The organism is Streptomyces sp. NPDC003077 (assembly GCF_040611095.1).
GTDB lineage: Bacteria > Actinomycetota > Actinomycetes > Streptomycetales > Streptomycetaceae > Streptomyces.
This window is the reverse complement of the sequence record NZ_JBEXNM010000036.1, coordinates 43,712-60,305: the sequence shown is the minus strand read 5'-3', so window position 1 is coordinate 60,305 and position 16,594 is coordinate 43,712. Positions and strand designations below refer to the sequence as shown.

Genomic DNA, 16,594 nt, shown 5'->3' with positions numbered 1-16,594 from the left:
CCACTCACCTCGTCCGATCCAGAGGCCGCAGCAACTCGGCCGTCAGGCGTCGGCGGGTCTCCTCCTCGTCCTGGTCGGTCCAGCCGGCCTTCTGCGTGAGGTGGATGGCGTTGAAGAGCTGGTCCACGGCGCGCACGTCGCCCGGTTCGCGGTCCAGGAAGCGGTCGATGACCGCCTCGTACCGCTCGGCGGCGTCCTCGCCGAAGTGCGCCCGCACCATGCCCGCCAGCCGCTCCTTGCCCGGCGCGGGGATGTGCAGGTGGATGCAGCGGCGCAGCAGGGGCGCCGGGAAGTCGCGCTCGCCGTTGCTGGTCAGGACGATGAACGGGAACGCGCGGCAGCGCACCCGGCCCTCGCGCACCGTCACCCGGCGGCCGTCGTCGGTCAGGACCGGCACCTCGGGCGCCGTCCCGGCCAGCCGCTCCAGCTCCGGGATGGTGAACTCGCCCTCCTCCAGGACGTTCAGGAGGTCGTTGGGGAGGTCGATGTCGCTCTTGTCCAGCTCGTCGACCAGCAGGACGCGGGGCTTGGCGGCGGGCAGCAGGGCCGTGCCGAGCGGGCCGAGGCGGATGTAGCGGCCGATGCCGCCGCCCGGCTCGGGCTCCTCGGCGGCGTCGGTGGGCTGGGGGGCGACGCGGGCGATCTGGAGGTCCTGGAGGCGGCCGATGGCGTCGTACTGGTACAGCCCGTCGCGCAGCGTGCTGCGGCTGACGATGGGCCAGCTCAGCACCCGGCCCAGGCCCAGTTCGTAGGCGACCGAGTGGGCGAGGGTGGACTTGCCGCTGCCGGGGGCGCCGGTGACCAGCAGCGGACGGCGCAGGTAGAGGGCGGCGTTGACGAGCTCGCGCTCGGTGTCGCCCGGGCGGTGGTAGCTGGCCTCCCGGTGCTGGACGCCGAGCCGGCGTTCCGAGGCGTGGTCCAGGGCGGCGGGCGGCGGCACCAGCGGTCCGCCGTCGAAATCCCGCCAGGGGGGCGGCGGTGGCAGTTGCTCGATGCCGTCGTGCGGAGCCCCCGCGCCTCGGTAGATGAGCCAGTCGCTCACGTCGGAACTCCTCGTCGCCGGCCACGCCTCGGGCATGAGGAGGGCCCACGGGAACCGTCCGGGGAGTGCGCCACGCGACCCTCTCCCGGCTTCCCCCACGCCCGCCTCAGGCAGTCTGTCACGCAGCTATGACAGTACCCATCACGGAGGAAAGGCACGACGTTTTCCGGTCGCCCACCGCTTTCACCGTACGCCCGACTCCCCGGTCGCGGCGAAGAGTTCGGGGATCGGATTCTCCGGGTCGTCGTAGAAGAGGATCAGGTCACGGGCCCAGTGGCCGCTGCGGTCCTCCGCCTTCCCGCGCAGCTCGCGGACCAGTTCCGGCAGCGCCGTCACGCCGCCCGCCGCGAGCACCCCCCGCACCTGGCGGTGGAAGTCCTCGCACGCCTCGTCGCACTCCCGTTCGCCGTGCCCGGAGGACAGCCACAGACCCACGGCGTAGCCGGTGTCGAGCGCCTGGCCGACCGCGTCCAGGCCGTAGCCGTCGGCGACCGTCCGGCACAGCGCGAGCACCGCGCCGTCCTCCGCCTCCTCCAGCGTCCGCCACACGCTCGGGGAGGCGGCCGGGGGGTGCGGCGGGAGGCGGAGCCCGGTCAGGGTCACCGCGCCGGTGATGCCGCGCCACCGGCGCAGCCACGCCGGGTCCACCTCCTGGCGCCGTCCCTGGTCGCGCAGGACCACGGGGCGGCGCGGGCCGATCGGCCGGGTGCGGGCGGTGCGCCGGGCGGAGACCGGCAGCTCCCAGCGGTCCACCGGCAGGTCCCAGTACCCCTCGGGCACGGCGACCTCCAGGCGCACCCGCGCGTCGCTGCCGGCGTCCGCGTCGGCCTGCAGGAGCCGCGGCCCGAGGTGCCGGACGAGCTGGGCGCGGGCCTCCTGGAGCGTCATGCCCGCGGCGGACTCCTGGATGTCCACGGGCAGCCACCGGCCCCGTCCGTAGCCGAGGCTGACCGACCAGTTGAAGCGCTGCTCCCCGCCGTCCCCGTAGTACAGCGGCTCCAGCTCCACCAGGACGGAGTCCGGCCGGCGGCGCACCGGCCCGATCCGCGCCCGGTCCTCCCAGCGCAGGACCACCGCCTTGTCGCGGACGAAGGCGGCCAGCCGCTCGGCCGCCGCGCGCACCGCCTCGGCCTCGTCGGCGGGCAGTCCGCGCGCCTGGTCGTCGGCGTGCTGCGCGACGATGCGCAGGTAGTGCACGAAGACGACCAGTTCGGTGTACGGGTCGCTGCCCTGGTAGAGCGCGCCGTGGCCGTCCCGCCAGGTGCGCAGCGACCAGCCCCCGGACCGGTCGGTGCGGCCCAGCGCCTCGCCGACCGCCGCGGCCACCGCCAGCGGGTCCCGGGGCGCGGGCAGCCCGGCCAGCAGGTCCAGCGCCTGGAGCCGTTCCTGGACGCCCCACAGCCGGCCGCGGCCCGCCATGATCGCGTGCTGGGCGTCGAACCAGGTGGGCGCGCCGCGTTCGTCCAGCCCCTGGCCCGTCCAGTGCCAGTGGTCGTGCCGGCTCATCAGCTCGTGGTAGGGCTCGGGGCCCAGGCCCTCGGCGCCGGGGACCAGGTGCTGCGGGCCGAGTTCGCGCAGCGCGGTGACCGGGACGGCCAGGCCCACCCGGTCCTCCCGGTGGCTGCCCTTGACGATGCCGACGACCTCGCCGCGGTCGCAGTCCAGCAGCGGGCCGCCGGACGCGCCGGGGGTGACCCGCACGTCGCTGCCGAACTGGAGCCCGCGGTGGTCCCGGGCGCCGAAGCGCACCGCGATGAACGGGTCGACGGCGGCGGCGTCCGGGCCCGGGCCGTCGGCGCCGGGCCGGTCGTGGCCCCGGAAGATGTACGCGTCCTCCAGCAGGGCCGCCGGCTGATCGCTGACCCAGGCGCACGCGTGGCCGCGGGCGGCGCCCTCGTCCAGCAGCCGGACGAGGGCCAGGTCGGGGCGGGCCATGACCCCGGCGGCGCCGCGCACCGGCAGGCTCAGGTCGTACTCCAGCCGGGCGGCCACGACCCGGCCGCCGAACGCCACGCCGAACCCGTCCGTGCCGCGCCGCTGCCCGTCCGGGCCGGTCAGGACGTGGGCGCAGGTCAGCACCCAGCCGGGGGCGATCAGGACGCCGCTGCCCCACAGCGGGGCGGGATCGGCGCCCGGGGCCGGGCGGAGGGCGACGGTGGTCCGTCCGGCGTGCTCCAGAAGCCGTGCGTACCGCTCGCGGTCGACCCGCTCGCGGCTCTCCGCGGTCGTCATCAGCGGCCCGCGTCGTCCGGTCCCGGGCCGGCGCCGGGTCCGTCGCCACCGCCTTCCGGCGCCTGATCCTGGGAGTCGTCGTCGTCATCGTCGTCGGACGGCGCCGGGCCGGTGTTCCCGTTGCCGTTCCCGCCGTGCCGCCAGGTGAGGCTGACGGAGAGGTTGGCCTTGGCGCCGCCCTCCGCGAGCAGGGCCACCGCCCGGCCGGGCTTGGCGGAGACCTCGATGCCGAACGTGACGCTGGTCTCGTCGGGCGCGACGCGGCGGGTGGCCGCGCGGACGCTGGTGGCGACGCCGGTGATCAGTTCGCCCAGGCCCTCGACGCGGGTGGTCAGCGCGTCCCAGGCGGCCCCCACGTCCTGGAACTCGTCCTCGGGATCGATCTGGCCGGTGGTGTCCAGCCGGGAGACCCGGGCCCACACTTCCGTCCCGTCGGGCAGTTCGATGCGTCGCGCACGATCGGACATCACGGCCTCCTGCTCCCCCTGAGCGGCAAGGACCCTCGCCGCAGGACCGTTGACAGGTGATCAGATTAGCCCTCGGGTGCGTGTGGCGCGAGGGGTCTCGGTGCCTGCCTATCCTGGCCGGGAATGTCCCATGACTTCTGGTGGAGAACACGTGTATTTCACTGACCGCGGCATCGAGGAGCTGGAGAGCCGGCGCGGCGACGACGAGATCACTCTCGGCTGGCTGGCCGAGCAGCTGCGCACCTTCGTCGACCTGAACCCGGACTTCGAGGTGCCCGTCGAGCGCCTGGCGACCTGGCTGGCCCGTCTCGACGACGAGGACGACGAGTAACACCGGGGCGAGCCTCCGGAAAGACCTCCGGGACGAGCACCACAGGGCGTCCACCCGGGCGCCCCGCAGGACCAGGCCGTACGGGCGGCGGCGCGCGCCGCACCCCCCGCCCCGGACGCAGGGGCCCGTACGGCCGGACCCGCGGCCCGCCCGCCACCGGGCCCGGCCGCGTCACCTCGCGCGCGCACGGCCCGCGCCTCCTGTCGGCGCATTCGCGGCACGCCCGCGGCGGAGCCGGACGTACCGCTTCGGGCGCAGTGATCGCCCCGACGGCCTCGGTGGTGCCACCCGACGGCCGCGTACGCCATTCCAGGGAGACCGCCACCAGGGCACTTGACTTGCCACCACCGCGATATATCGTGTTAGCGCGATGACACGATATGTTGCGTCGCCCGCGAACCACTCCGTGGAACCATCCGTGGAACCAGAAGGAGGCCAGGCAATGGCAGCCCGCTCCGAATGGTCGGTCTCCGAGCCGCGCACGCTGGAGATCGACGAGCCCGTCCGCGCGCTCACCGTGCGCGTGGCCGGCGGCACCGTCAACGTCGTCGGCACCACGGACGGCGGCCCGCCGCGCGTCGAGATCGGCGAGGTGGAGGGCACGCCCCTCACCGTGTCCGTCAAGGACGGCACGCTCTCCGTCGGCTACGACGACCTGCCCCTGAAGGGCTTCCTGAAGTACCTCGACCGCCGCACCTGGCGGCGCGAGGCGGTCGTCTCCGTCGCCGTCCCCGCGGACACCCGCGTCGACGTGGGCGTGGTCGGCGCCGCCACGGTGGTCTCGGGGATCTCCGGCCGCGCGGACGTCCACGGCGTCACGGGGCACCTCACGCTCGTCGGGCTGACCGGCACGGTGCGCGCCGAGACGGTCTCCGGCGACGTGGAGACCCAGGCCGTCACCGGCGACCTGCGCGTCCAGTCCGTCTCCGGCTCGCTGACCGTCGTGGAGGGCGCGGGCGCCGCCGTCCGGGCCGAGACCGTCAGCGGCGACATGGCGCTGGACGTCGACCCCGGCGCTCGCGGCACGGACATCAACCTCACCACCGTCTCCGGCGAGATAGCGATCCGGCTGCCCGACCCCGCCGACACGCGGGTGGAGGCCGACACCACCAGCGGCACGGTCGCCAACGCCTTCGACGACCTGCGGGTCAGCGGCCAGTGGGGCGCCAAGCGGATCACCGGCCGCCTCGGCGCCGGCAACGGGCGGCTGAAGGTCACCACCGTCTCCGGCGGCCTGGCCCTCCTGCGCCGCCCGCCCGTCGAGGACCGCGACGAGGACGCCGACCCGGCCGCCTCCCCCCACCCCGCCGACTCCGCCGCCCCCGCCGACAAAAAGGTGCTCTGAGCCATGCCCCCCGTCTTCGCCCACGGCCGCCTGCGCCTGTACCTCCTCAAGCTCCTGGACGAGGCACCGCGCCACGGCTACGAGATCATCCGCCTCCTCGAAGAACGGTTCCAGGGCCTGTACGCGCCCTCCGCCGGCACCGTCTACCCCCGACTGGCCAAGCTGCAGGCCGAGGGCCTGGTCACGCACGCCACCGAGGGGGGCCGCAAGGTCTACTCGATCACCGACGCCGGGCGCGCCGAACTGGCCGACCGGGGCGGCGAACTGGCGGAGCTGGAGCTGGAGATCCGCGAGTCGGTGGCCGCGCTGGCCTCGGACATCCGCGAGGACGTCCGAGGTTCGGCGCAGGACCTGCGCCGCGAGATGCGCGAGGCCGCCCGCCAGGCCCGCGCGGGCAACGGCACCGGCTCGCGGGGCGGCAAGAAGGGCACGCCCCCGGGCTTCCCCGACGCCGCCGACTTCCTCGACCCCGCCTTCGGCGACCGCGAGGCGTGGCGCCAGGCCAAGGAGGAGTTCCGGCGCGCCAAGGAGGAGTGGAAGGAACAGGCCCGGCGCGCCAAGGAGGAGACGCGGCGCGCCAAGCAGGACGCCCAGCGCGCCCGCAAGCTGGCCAAGGACGCCCAGACGTACGCGCACGAGGAGATGCAGCAGGCGCTCCGCCGCATCCAGGACCAGGCGCAGCAGCACCTGCGCACCGGGGACTGGCAGGGCGCGGTGCGCGACGCCCTCTCCGAGGTCACGCGCGAGTTCGGCCGCTTCACGGGCACGTACGCGGGGGCGATGAATCCGGACGAGGACGCGGACCGGCGGACGGACGACACGGCGGACGCGGAGGGGACTTCGCGGGGAGCCTCCTCCGACACCGCCGACGCGACGGCGTCTTCGCGGGAAGCCTCCTCCGACACCGCCGATTCCCCCGGCGCGCCGTCGGACGACCGCGTCGACCTCACCAAGGACGCGCCCGCCGAGCGCCCCGAGCCCTCCTGGGCCCACGAGCCCGAAACGGGCGACCCCGCCCGGGACTTCGACCGGCTGCTGGACCGGTTCCGCGACGACCTCCGGGACGCGGCCCGCGATCACGGAGTGACGTCGGCACAGTTGGGAGACGCCCGTCGTCAACTGGCCCATGTGGCCTCGCGGATCGGCGCCGCGCTGCGCGGCAACGACCGCCCCGCGCAATAGTTACGGACAGTTATCCGCGAGGGGCTGGATTCACCCCGCGTAATCGGGGAACTCAGTTCCTCGCACGGCTTTTCGCCCAACAGAGGGTCCAACTGCCGCAATCCGCTGACCTTCGGCCGTGTGCACGTCTACAGTCAACTGCTCTCGCGCAAACGGATCTTGAAGGCCAAGAGGTACGCATGTCGGAATATCCCGCCGTGGCCCGCCGGATGTGGCACCAGCTGGAGCCCATCCACGCCGTTCTCTACTTCGCCCCCGAGGCACTTGAGGAAGCCTCGGCGCTCGGTTACGACGTGGAGACACGTTGGCCCAGCTACTTCGCCTGGCGGTCCGCGCCGCTGGGCACCGCGGGCCCCGAGCTGGTGGCCGCGACGTTCTACAGCTTCAGCCCGAAGATGATCGCCCGGTACGTACCGGAGGTGTGGTCGACGGCGCTGCCGCAGAAGGTGCTGGAGTCCCGGCTCCAAGCGGTGGACCGGGTGCTCACCGGCCTCATCGACGGCCGGATGACGCCCGCCCAGGTGGCCGAGGCGGCCCGGCTCGCCCGGCAGGCCGCCGAGAACGCCACCACCGCCGCCCGCCCGCTGGCCGCCGCCAACCGCGACCTGCCGTGGCCCGACGAACCCCACCTCCAGCTCTGGCACGCCATCACCGTCCTCCGCGAACACCGCGGCGACGGCCACCTCGCGGCCCTGCTGACCCACGACCTCGAACCGTGCGAGGCCCTGGTCTCGTTCGCCGCCATCGGCGCCGCCCCCGAGGCCCACTTCACCGGCCGCGGCTGGACCGCCCAGGAATGGAGCCACGCCCGCGACCGGCTCGCCGCCCGCGGCTGGATAGCCCCGGACGGCCGGGCCACCAAGCACGCCCGCGAGGGCCGCGAGGAGGTCGAGCGCCTGACGGACCGCCTGGCCGCCGGCCCCTGGCGCGCCCTGGGCCGCTCCCGCGCCGAACGCCTCGCCCAGCTCATCGCCCCCCTGCGGGCCGCGATCATCGAGGCGGGACTGCTGCCCCGGCAGAGCACGCTGGGGATGGGGGCGGTGAAGGTCGCTTATCCGTGAGGGGTGCGGGGAGGGCGGGGCCGGGCGCCTTGAGTGCCTTGCGAGCGGCGGGCCAAGGTGAAGCTCCTTGAGCCCGTCGCCCTTTCGCGCTGGGAGCCGGGGACGCGCCCCCAGAGAGCCCTTTCGGACGGCGAGCCGGGGCGGCACTCCATGAGAGCCCCTATGGACGGCGAGCCGGGCGGCACTCCCTACGTCTCGACGCCGCCGCCCATGAGCACGGCGGGCCGGGCACCGGCCCCGCCCGCCGCTCTCATCGCACCCGCTCTCACCCGGCCTTCTCGCCCCTTTCATCCAGCACCCGCACCACGTCCGCGTGCGTCGCGCCGTGGTCGGCCAGTGCGACGGCGACCGGTCCGGGGGCGGTCACCAGCGCGAGCAGCAGGTGCTCGTCCCCGATGTGCTTGTCGCCCCGGCCGAGCGCGACGCGCAGCGAGCGCTCGACGACGGACTTCGCCTCCTTCGTGAACGGCCGGTGGGAGAAGAACCTCCGCCGGACGGGCTCCCGGGCGGCGAGCGCGCCCACCCCGTGCACCCGTTCCACCCGGGCCACGATCTCCTCCACGTCGATCCCCATCCCGGCCAGCGCCTCGGCGTCCGCCTCCGAGACGCCACCGCGGCGGCGCGCCCGTTCCAGGGCGCTCTCCACCGACGCGCGCCGCTCGATCACCCCGAGCTCCGCGAGCGCCCGCGCGCCCGGCGTGCCCGTCAGGTCCATGAGGGCGAGCAGCAGTTCCTCCGGGCCGACGGTGGCCCGGTCCCCCCTCTCCGCGTACTCGGCGGCACCGCGCACGACGTTCCGGGCACTGACCGTGAACCTCTCGAACATCAACGCCTCCCGTACTTCTTGTGGACCGCCTGCCTGCTGACCCCCAGCTCGGCGGCGATCTCCTGCCACGACCAGCCCTTCGCGCGGGCGCTGCGCACCTGCACGGCTTCGAGTTGCTCCAGCAACCGGCGGAGCGCCGCGACGGCACGCAACCCGATCCGGGGGTCCCGGTCGCCCGCCCGCTCGGCGAGATCCGTTGCCTCAGTCATGTCTGTCAATTTAGGTTGACGGCGGCAAGCTGTCAATGATGGTTGACACACGAAGCCGGCCGGCCTTGACCTCAAGTTCTGTTGAGGTCGCAGGATGCGCTCACCACCGGTTCCCGGACCAAGGAGTGCGCCATGCCGCCCGCCCCGTTCTCCCCCACGGCCCCCTTCCCCGACGTCCGGCGCCCCGACGCCGGAACGGTCCTGCTCAGCCGCTGGATCGTGCCCGCCCCGGAATTCCAGCGGCCGGCCGCCGACGCCGTGCAGGACGAGTGGGAGGCCCAGGAGCGGCCGGACGCGATGCTCTCGCTCACCGCCTTCCTGAGCCTGGACGGCACCCACGTCCTGAACTACGCCCAGTGGAGGGACGACGACGCGCACCGGGAGTGGGTGCGCACCCGCCGCCCCGCCGCTATCGACCGCATCGACCGGGACCTCCCGCCGATCGAACGGCCGGGGGTGTGGCGGGGCACGGTGTACCGCTCGTACGTGGCCGACGCCGCGTCGGACGGGGGCGGCGCACCGCGTCCCGGGCTGCTCGTCACGCCCACCTTCGCGACGACCGGCCCGGCGGCCCAGCGCGCGCTGGCGGACGCCGTGGTCGAGACCTTGGCCCGGGAGCGGGTGCCGGGCCTGCTCGGCGCGCACTTCCACCTCGCCAAGGACGGCGGCAGCGTGCTCAACCACGCGGAATGGACGGGGCACGAGGCCTGGCGGGCGTTCGCCGCGGGCCCGGTGTCGCGGCGGCTCGCCGCGGAGATCGAGGCGCTCGGCCCGGACGTGACGCCCACCTGGGGCGCCCTCCCGCCCGCCGCGCCGCCGAACGGCCGGGCGGAGATACCGCGGTACGTCCCGTACCGCGCGGTGGTCAACGTCCCGGCGCCGGGCGGCGACCTGGGGTGAGCCCACACCTGCCGCGAGCCAACAGCCGCGCACCCACCCGGACAACGCACCGGGCCCGGACGGAACCCCCGCCCGGACCCGGGCTCCCCTCACCCCACGTCGCGAGAACGCGTCCCACAGGGCGAGGGGTAACACCCCTCGGAAAGGGGCCTCACACCGTCAGCACGATCTTCCCGAACAGCTCGCCCGCGTCCATCCGCGCGAACCCCTCGCGCGCCCGGTCCAGCGGCAGCGTCGAGTCGATGAGCGGACGAATGCCCTTGGCCACGCAGAAGTCCATCAGCGAGGCCAGTTCCTCCTTGGAACCCATCGTCGACCCGACGACCTTCAGCTCCAGGAAGAAGATGCGGTTCAGCTCGGTGCGCTCCGGGTGGTAGCCGCTGGTGGCGCCCGAGATGACGAGCGTGCCGCCGGGCTTGAGGGATTTCACCGAGTGCGACCAGGTGGCGGCGCCGACCGTCTCGATCACCGCGTCCACCCGCGTGGGCAGCCGCTCGCCGGTCGGCACCGCCGCCTCGGCGCCCAGCTCCACGGCCCGCTTGCGCTTGCCCTCGTCCCGGCTGGTGGCGAAGATCCGCAGCCCGGCGGCGGCGCCCAGCACGATCGCGGCGGTGGCCACGCCGCCGCCCGCGCCCTGCACCAGGACGCTGTCCCCGGGACGCACGTTCGCGTTGGTGAACAGCATCCGGTACGCCGTCAGCCACGCGGTGGGCAGGCAGGCGGCCTCCTCGAAGGACAGCCCGGCGGGCTTGGGCAGCAGGTTCCAGGTGGGCACGGCGACCTGCTCGGCGAAGGTGCCCTGGTACCGCTCGGTGAGCAGGGAGCGCTGCTCGTTCGGGCCGACCCCGTGGCCGGTCTGGCCGATGACGGAGTGGATGACGACCTCGTTGCCGTCCTGGTCGACCCCGGCGGCGTCACAGCCGAGGATCATCGGCAGCGCCTCCTCGCCCAGCCCGACGCCGCGCAGCGACCACAGGTCGTGGTGGTTGAGGGAGGCGGCCTTGACGTTGACGGTGGTCCATCCGGGGCGGGCCTCGGGGGCGGGCCGCTCCCCCAGTTCGAGACCGTTCAGCGGCTGGTCGCGGTCGATGCGCGCGGCGTAGGCAGCAAACATGATCCCAACGTAGGCCGCGCCCCGCTCCGGCGGTACCACGCGGGCGTGTGACACGCGCCGCGCCGTCACCGCCGGGCGCCCTCGTCCCCTTTGCCGTTCGGACACGCGCCCGGACATGCGCCGAGCCAGGCTCCCGGTCTGCCCCAGGCCACCTGGCTCCACTTCCGCAGGCCCACGACCTCCGGCGACGCTTGCTGCCCCATGGGGGTGGAACAGGCCACTTACGGTCTCAGTGCCCCACCGGCGGCGTCAGGCAACCATGCTCCGGATAGCGGCCGTTCACCTCGGCCCACACCCGGTCCCGGTTCACCGCGCCGGTCACACAGCCCGTCTTGCCGACCCAGATCCCGTAATCCGTGCCGCGGACCTTCTTGTTCGCCGCGCCGACCAGGAGGTCGCCGGCCACCACGCGGTACCCGCCGGCGGCCTGTTCGAGGACCGGCCGTATCTCTTCGGGGCTGATCTTGCCTCGCGCGCGGAACTGTTCCAGCCGGGGCTTGAGCGCGTCCGCGATCCGCTGCGCCGCCGCGCCGTCCTCGGGGGTCATGTCCCGCGGCCACTTGTGCCGGTTGTTGTCGTAGTAGTTGGGGACTTCCGGGTCCACGGGGTCCGGGTCCGCCGACGGGGATGCCTTCACAGATGCCTTCGCCGACGCGGACGCCGTCACGGATGCCTCCGCCGACGCGGACGCCTTCGCCGAAGCCGTGGGGCCGGACTTCGGGTCGACGTTCTCGAACGATTCGTCGCCGCTCGGCTTCCCGCAGCCGGTCGCGCCCAGCGCCACGACCGCGGCGGTCATCGAGCAGACGAGAACAGCGCGCATCTTCATGGCCGGCATCCTCTCGCGCCCCTTCTCAGGCCGTGCATGGTCCTCACCTGCCTCCGCCCCACCGCCCACGAAAAACGGGCCCGCATCCCCACGTGCGGACCCGTTCTCGTCGGCAAGGCGGTCAGCGCCGGGCCACGCCCTCCGCGCGGGCGGCGGCGGCGACGGCGGCGGTGACCGCCGGGGCGACGCGCTCGTCGAAGGGCGAGGGGATGACGCAGTCGGCGCTGAGCTCGTCGGCGACGACGGCCGCCAGCGCCTCGGCGGCGGCGAGCTTCATGCCCTCGGTGATGCGGGAGGCGCGGACCTGGAGGGCGCCGGCGAAGATGCCCGGGAAGGCCAGCACGTTGTTGATCTGGTTCGGGAAGTCGCTGCGGCCGGTGGCGACGACGGCCGCGTACTTGTGGGCGACGTCCGGGTGGATCTCCGGGTTCGGGTTGGCCATGGCGAAGATCATCGCGTCCTTCGCCATGGTGGCCACCGCCTCCTCCGGCACCGTGCCGCCGGAGACGCCGATGAAGACGTCGGCGCCGGAGAGCGCCGACTCCAGCGAGCCGGTGAGACCGCCCTTGTTGGTGTAACCGGCCAGTTCGCGCTTGACGTCGGTGAGGTCCTCGCGGTCCGCGGAGACCACGCCCTTGCGGTCGCAGACCGCCACGTCACCGATGCCCGCCTCGACCAGGATCTTGGCGATGGCGACACCCGCGGCGCCCGCGCCGGAGATCACCGCGCGGAGCTGGCCCAGCGACCGGTCGGTGAGTTTGGCCGCGTTGCGCAGGGCGGCGAGGGTGACCACGGCGGTGCCGTGCTGGTCGTCGTGGAAGATCGGGATGTCCAGCCGCTCCTGGAGCTTGCGCTCGATCTCGAAGCACCGGGGCGCGGAGATGTCCTCCAGGTTGACGCCGCCGAAGGAGGGCGCCAGCCGGACGACGGTGTCCACGATCTCGTCGGCGTCCGTGGTGGCGAGCGCGATGGGCACCGCGTCCACGCCGCCGAACTGCTTGAAGAGGATGGCCTTGCCCTCCATCACGGGGAGGGAGGCCTCCGGGCCGATGTCGCCCAGGCCCAGCACCGCGGTGCCGTCCGTCACGACGGCGACCACCTGGGACTTCCATGTGTAGTCGTGCACCAGCTCGGGCTGTTCGGCGATGGCGCTGCACACCTTCGCGACGCCCGGCGTGTAGGCGAGGGACAGGTCGTCCTTGTCCCGCACCGGCACCGTCGCCTGGACGGCCATCTTGCCGCCACGGTGGAGGGCGAAGGCCGGATCGAAGTATTCCGCTTCCTGGCCGGAGTCCGTGCCGGTATTGCTGTCGCTGCGAGGATTGACGATCTCCGCTGCCACTTGTTGTTCAACCCCTTTTTCGTCTGACAAGTTGAGGGTGGCCACTCCCTGGTTGAGGGAGTGGGCGGGCACCGCGTCCGCGCCCTGCGCGCCGGATGGCCGTCGCGCGGGGGGAGGTACGGACGCCGGGCGTGCCGCACGCGCGCCCTGAGCCCCGGATGAGGGGTGTAACGAACTTTCTACCGGACGGGCGCACCCCTGGACGAGTCAGATAGGTCACCAAAGAGGCTCCCGCATCGGTGTCGAGTGACAACAAGTGCGGCGAAATACCCATAACGATCAACGAGTCCTCCCCGGTTGTCCGGATTCTGAGATCTCAAACGTGGGTTTTCGGCCGCGGTGAGACGGCTGATAATCCGTGCGCCCAGGGGGAATAAGGAATCGCTGCCCCGCCCTCTCGTCCGTTATGCGATTTTGACCTGACAAGCAGTCCGGATACCGGATCCCCGATGGCAAGATTCCGTCACCAACCGAGGTCGCGAGCCCGAAGGCGTGTGCCCGACCCCTGCCCGTAACGTTCCGTACACCCGCAGGAGGATCAGCATGACCGCTAGCACCCCCCCGATACGCGGCCGGTCGCGGACCGCCGTGGTCGCCGCGGCCGTGGTGGTGGCCTCGCTGCTGCTCGGCGCGTGCGGGGACCAGACGGACGAGGCGATCGCGCGGCGCGAGGCGCAGAAGAACCGCGACACCAGCGCCCCGCTGTTCAAGTTGCTCCCCAAGGACATTCAGGACAAGGGCCTGATCCAGGTCGGCTCGGACATCACGTACAAGCCGGTGGAATTCCGCAGTGACGGCAAGGTCGTGGGCATCGACCCGGACCTCGCCGAGGCGCTCGGCAAGGAACTGGGCGTCAAGCTGAACTTCAACAACGCCACCTTCGACACCCTCATGGGCGGCCTGAAGTCCAAGCGCTACGACCTCGCCATGTCGGCCATGACGGACACCAAGGAACGCCAGCAGGGCCTGGACGCCACCGGCAAGAAGATCGGCGAGGGCGTCGACTTCATCGACTACCTCGACGTCGGCGTCTCCCTCTACACCCAGAAGGGCAAGACCCAGGGCATCGACGGCTGGGAAGCCCTGTGCGGCAAGAAGATCGCCGTGCAGCGCGGCACCGTCTCCCACGACCTGGCCAAGGACCAGGACAAGAAGTGCCGGGAGAACGGCGAGGAGCCGATCGCGATGGAGGCGTTCGACAACGACTCCGAGGCGCAGACCCGGCTGCGGACCGGCGGCGTGGCCGCGGTCTCCAGCGACTACCCGGTCGCCGCGTACGCGGTCAAGGTCTCCGGCGGCGGCAAGGACTTCGAGATGGTCGGCGGAGCCCCCGTCAAGGCCGCCCCGTACGGCATCGCCGTCCCCAAGGACCGCACTCGGTTGCGCGACGCCATCAAGGCCGCCGTGGACGCCGTGATCAAGAACGGCGCGTACGCCAAGGTCCTGGCGAAGTGGGACGTCAAGGACGCCGCGGTACCGGAGGCCCGGCTCAACGGCGGCGGCTGAGCCGCGTCATTCGGCCCGGGGACCCGGGGCCGGGGACCCGCATCGGATCCCTCGCCGTCCCCCGCCGGGGCCGTTCCCGATCGTTCCGTTCCCGAACGAGCCTCCTCCCGTTCGTTCCCGCCCGTTCTCATCCCGTCCGTTCTCATCCCGCGCGTGATCCGCCGGCCCGGACGGACGGTGCCGGGCCCGCGCGGGCTCCTGGCGGGCCGCCACCCTCACAGCCGGCCCCTCGTCCGCCCGCACCACCGTGTACGCGCACCACACCCCTCGCTCCGAACGCGCACCGCACCCCCACCCCAGAGGAGCCGCCACCCGCCGCCCCTCCCCACCCACCTTCCGCGAACGCTGAAAGGCCACACCGTGTCAGTGGACATCGACAAGCAGGCGGACCCACCCAAGGACGTCCCGCCACCCCTGCCCGAGCCGATCAAGGCGATACCCGTACGCCACTACGGGCGCTGGATCGCGGCGGTCGTCGTCATCGGCGTCCTGGCCCTGCTGATACGGGCGTTCGCCACGGGCAAGGTCAACTGGGGCGCCATCCCGGACTACCTGTTCAACGCCGACATCCTCAAGGGCCTGGGCAACACCCTGCTGATCACCGTGCTGTCGATGATCATCGGTGTGGTGCTGGGCGTCGTCCTGGCGGTGATGCGGCAGTCCAAGAACCCGGTGACCTCGACCATCGCGTGGGTCTACATCTGGTTCTTCCGGGGCACGCCGGTGTACGTCCAGCTCTTCCTGTGGTTCAACCTCGGGCTGGTCTTCCAGTACATCGACATCATGCCGATCTACAAGGACGAGTGGTCGGACTTCATGACCCCGTTCCTGTGCGCGCTGCTGGGCCTGGGGCTCAACGAGGCCGCGTACATGGCGGAGATCTGCCGCGCGGGCCTGAACGCCGTGGACGAGGGCCAGACCGAGGCCGCGCACGCGCTCGGCATGAGCCACGGGAAGACGCTGCGCCGGATCGTGGTGCCGCAGGCGATGCGGGTGATCGTGCCGCCGACCGGCAACGAGGTCATCAACATGCTCAAGACCTCCTCCCTCGTCATCGCCGTCCAGTACTACGACCTGCTGCAAGCCGCGCAGAACGTGGGCCGGGACTCCGGCGTCGTGGTGGAGATGCTGATCCTGGCCGCCGCCTGGTACCTCATCGCCACCAGCGTGCTCAGCGTCGGCCAGTACTACCTGGAGCGGTACTACGCGCGCGGCGCCAGCCGCCAGTTGCCGACCACCCCGCTCCAGCGCCTGCGCGCGAAGCTGTCCGCCGGCTCCGGCCGTCCCACGACCGGAGGTGCCGCATGACCGCCGCCGTCCCCATGGTGAAGGCCGAGGCCGTTCACAAGTCCTTCGGCAACGCGCACATCCTCAAGGGCATCGATCTGGAGGTGGCACCCAAGGAGGTCTGCTGCCTGATCGGCCCGTCCGGCTCCGGCAAGTCGACGTTCCTGCGGTGCATCAACCACCTGGAGAAGATCAACGCGGGCCGGCTGTCGGTGGACGGCGACCTCGTCGGCTACCGCGAGAAGGACGGCAGGCTGTACGAGCTGCGGGATCGCGAGGTCGCGGCCCGGCGCCGGGACATCGGCATGGTCTTCCAGCGGTTCAACCTCTTCCCGCACATGACGGCGGTGGAGAACATCATGGAGGCGCCGGTCCAGGTCAAGGGCGTCTCCAAGGCCGCCGCCCGGGAGCGCGCCCTGAAGCTGCTGGACCGGGTGGGGCTGGGCGGCAAGTCCGGCAACTACCCCTCCCAGCTCTCCGGCGGCCAGCAGCAGCGGGTGGCCATCGCCCGCGCGCTGGCCATGGAGCCGAAGCTGATGCTCTTCGACGAGCCCACCTCGGCCCTGGACCCGGAGCTGGTCGGCGACGTCCTGGACGTCATGCGGGACCTGGCCGCCGACGGCATGACGATGATCGTGGTGACGCACGAGATGGGGTTCGCCCGCGAGGTCGGCGACGCGGTCGTCTTCATGGACGACGGGGTGGTGGTGGAGTCCGGCCACCCGCGCGAGGTGCTCACCACGCCGCGGCACGAGCGGACGAAGGCGTTCCTGTCCAAGGTGCTGTGAGGGGAGCCTTCCCCTTCGGTCCTCCCCTTCGGTCCTCCCCTTCGGGCCCTGCCCTTCGGGTCCTGCCCTTCGGGCCCGTCCCCTCGCGCACGGCAACGGGCCGGTGGCACGGAAACGGCACCCCGTTCCCGCC

The 16,594-nt window shown here is 72.7% G+C and carries 16 protein-coding genes; 8 read left to right on the top strand and 8 right to left on the bottom strand.

The window, feature by feature from the left end:
• Window positions 1-4 precede the first annotated feature (4 nt).
• The 3 genes from ABZX96_RS23065 to ABZX96_RS23055 all read right to left on the bottom strand — a co-directional run bounded on the left by ABZX96_RS23065 (window position 5) and on the right by ABZX96_RS23055 (window position 3,741).
• Window positions 5-1,042 (bottom strand): MoxR family ATPase, encoded by a 1,038-nt coding sequence (locus ABZX96_RS23065; protein WP_355547399.1) that lies wholly within the window; start codon window positions 1,040-1,042, stop codon window positions 5-7.
• A gap of 183 nt (window positions 1,043-1,225) precedes the next feature.
• Window positions 1,226-3,274, bottom strand: coding sequence for a trypsin-like peptidase domain-containing protein (locus tag ABZX96_RS23060; protein ID WP_355547396.1), 2,049 nt, complete (start codon window positions 3,272-3,274; stop codon window positions 1,226-1,228).
• A complete protein-coding gene (locus ABZX96_RS23055; protein ID WP_355547393.1) occupies window positions 3,274-3,741 on the bottom strand; it encodes a CU044_2847 family protein in 468 nt (155 codons plus the stop codon). Before ABZX96_RS23055 ends, ABZX96_RS23060 begins: the two co-directional genes overlap by 1 nt.
• Window positions 3,742-3,892: 151 nt before the next feature.
• On the opposite strand from ABZX96_RS23055, the gene ABZX96_RS23050 reads away from it, so the two are divergent.
• The 4 genes from ABZX96_RS23050 (at window position 3,893) to ABZX96_RS23035 (ending at window position 7,660) form a co-directional block, all read left to right on the top strand.
• Complete coding sequence (locus ABZX96_RS23050; protein WP_355547390.1) at window positions 3,893-4,072, top strand: DUF6104 family protein; 180 nt, start codon at window positions 3,893-3,895, stop codon at window positions 4,070-4,072.
• A gap of 442 nt (window positions 4,073-4,514) precedes the next feature.
• Window positions 4,515-5,417 (top strand): DUF4097 family beta strand repeat-containing protein, encoded by a 903-nt coding sequence (locus tag ABZX96_RS23045; RefSeq protein WP_355547388.1) that lies wholly within the window; start codon window positions 4,515-4,517, stop codon window positions 5,415-5,417.
• 3 nt (window positions 5,418-5,420) lie between these two features.
• Window positions 5,421-6,599 carry a helix-turn-helix transcriptional regulator gene (locus ABZX96_RS23040; protein ID WP_355547385.1) on the top strand — a complete coding sequence of 393 codons (1,179 nt, stop codon included), beginning with the start codon at window positions 5,421-5,423 and terminating at the stop codon, window positions 6,597-6,599.
• Window positions 6,600-6,778: 179 nt separating this feature from the next.
• The gene (locus tag ABZX96_RS23035) at window positions 6,779-7,660 is read left to right on the top strand and encodes a hypothetical protein (RefSeq protein ID WP_355547382.1); all 882 of its coding nucleotides are present in this window, start codon (window positions 6,779-6,781) and stop codon (window positions 7,658-7,660) included.
• Window positions 7,661-7,925: 265 nt separating this feature from the next.
• On the opposite strand, the gene ABZX96_RS23030 is transcribed toward ABZX96_RS23035, so the two are convergent.
• Complete coding sequence (locus ABZX96_RS23030) at window positions 7,926-8,486, bottom strand: Clp protease N-terminal domain-containing protein (protein WP_355547379.1); 561 nt, start codon at window positions 8,484-8,486, stop codon at window positions 7,926-7,928.
• Complete coding sequence (locus tag ABZX96_RS23025; protein WP_355547376.1) at window positions 8,486-8,695, bottom strand: helix-turn-helix domain-containing protein; 210 nt, start codon at window positions 8,693-8,695, stop codon at window positions 8,486-8,488. The genes ABZX96_RS23030 and ABZX96_RS23025 overlap by 1 nt, the downstream gene beginning before the upstream one ends.
• Before the next feature lie 132 nt (window positions 8,696-8,827).
• Between ABZX96_RS23025 and ABZX96_RS23020 the strand changes: the two genes are divergently transcribed.
• Window positions 8,828-9,595 carry an antibiotic biosynthesis monooxygenase gene (locus ABZX96_RS23020; RefSeq protein ID WP_355547373.1) on the top strand — a complete coding sequence of 256 codons (768 nt, stop codon included), beginning with the start codon at window positions 8,828-8,830 and terminating at the stop codon, window positions 9,593-9,595.
• A 151-nt stretch (window positions 9,596-9,746) separates the two neighbouring features.
• Here ABZX96_RS23020 and ABZX96_RS23015 read toward each other — a convergent pair whose 3' ends face one another.
• The 3 genes from ABZX96_RS23015 to ABZX96_RS23005 all read right to left on the bottom strand — a co-directional run bounded on the left by ABZX96_RS23015 (window position 9,747) and on the right by ABZX96_RS23005 (window position 12,880).
• Window positions 9,747-10,709 carry a zinc-binding dehydrogenase gene (locus tag ABZX96_RS23015; protein ID WP_355547370.1) on the bottom strand — a complete coding sequence of 321 codons (963 nt, stop codon included), beginning with the start codon at window positions 10,707-10,709 and terminating at the stop codon, window positions 9,747-9,749.
• 229 nt (window positions 10,710-10,938) lie between these two features.
• Window positions 10,939-11,538, bottom strand: a complete 600-nt coding sequence (locus ABZX96_RS23010) for a hypothetical protein (protein WP_355547367.1) — start codon at window positions 11,536-11,538, stop codon at window positions 10,939-10,941.
• A 121-nt stretch (window positions 11,539-11,659) separates the two neighbouring features.
• The gene (locus ABZX96_RS23005) at window positions 11,660-12,880 is read right to left on the bottom strand and encodes an NADP-dependent malic enzyme (protein WP_355547364.1); all 1,221 of its coding nucleotides are present in this window, start codon (window positions 12,878-12,880) and stop codon (window positions 11,660-11,662) included.
• A 543-nt stretch (window positions 12,881-13,423) separates the two neighbouring features.
• Between ABZX96_RS23005 and ABZX96_RS23000 the strand changes: the two genes are divergently transcribed.
• The 3 genes from ABZX96_RS23000 (at window position 13,424) to ABZX96_RS22990 (ending at window position 16,461) form a co-directional block, all read left to right on the top strand.
• On the top strand, window positions 13,424-14,386 hold the full coding sequence (locus tag ABZX96_RS23000) for an ABC transporter substrate-binding protein (RefSeq protein WP_355547361.1): 963 nt from the start codon (window positions 13,424-13,426) through the stop codon (window positions 14,384-14,386).
• A gap of 360 nt (window positions 14,387-14,746) precedes the next feature.
• Window positions 14,747-15,694 carry an amino acid ABC transporter permease gene (locus tag ABZX96_RS22995; protein ID WP_355547359.1) on the top strand — a complete coding sequence of 316 codons (948 nt, stop codon included), beginning with the start codon at window positions 14,747-14,749 and terminating at the stop codon, window positions 15,692-15,694.
• Window positions 15,695-15,708: 14 nt separating this feature from the next.
• Window positions 15,709-16,461, top strand: a complete 753-nt coding sequence (locus ABZX96_RS22990) for an amino acid ABC transporter ATP-binding protein (RefSeq protein WP_355547462.1) — start codon at window positions 15,709-15,711, stop codon at window positions 16,459-16,461.
• Window positions 16,462-16,594: the final 133 nt, after the last annotated feature.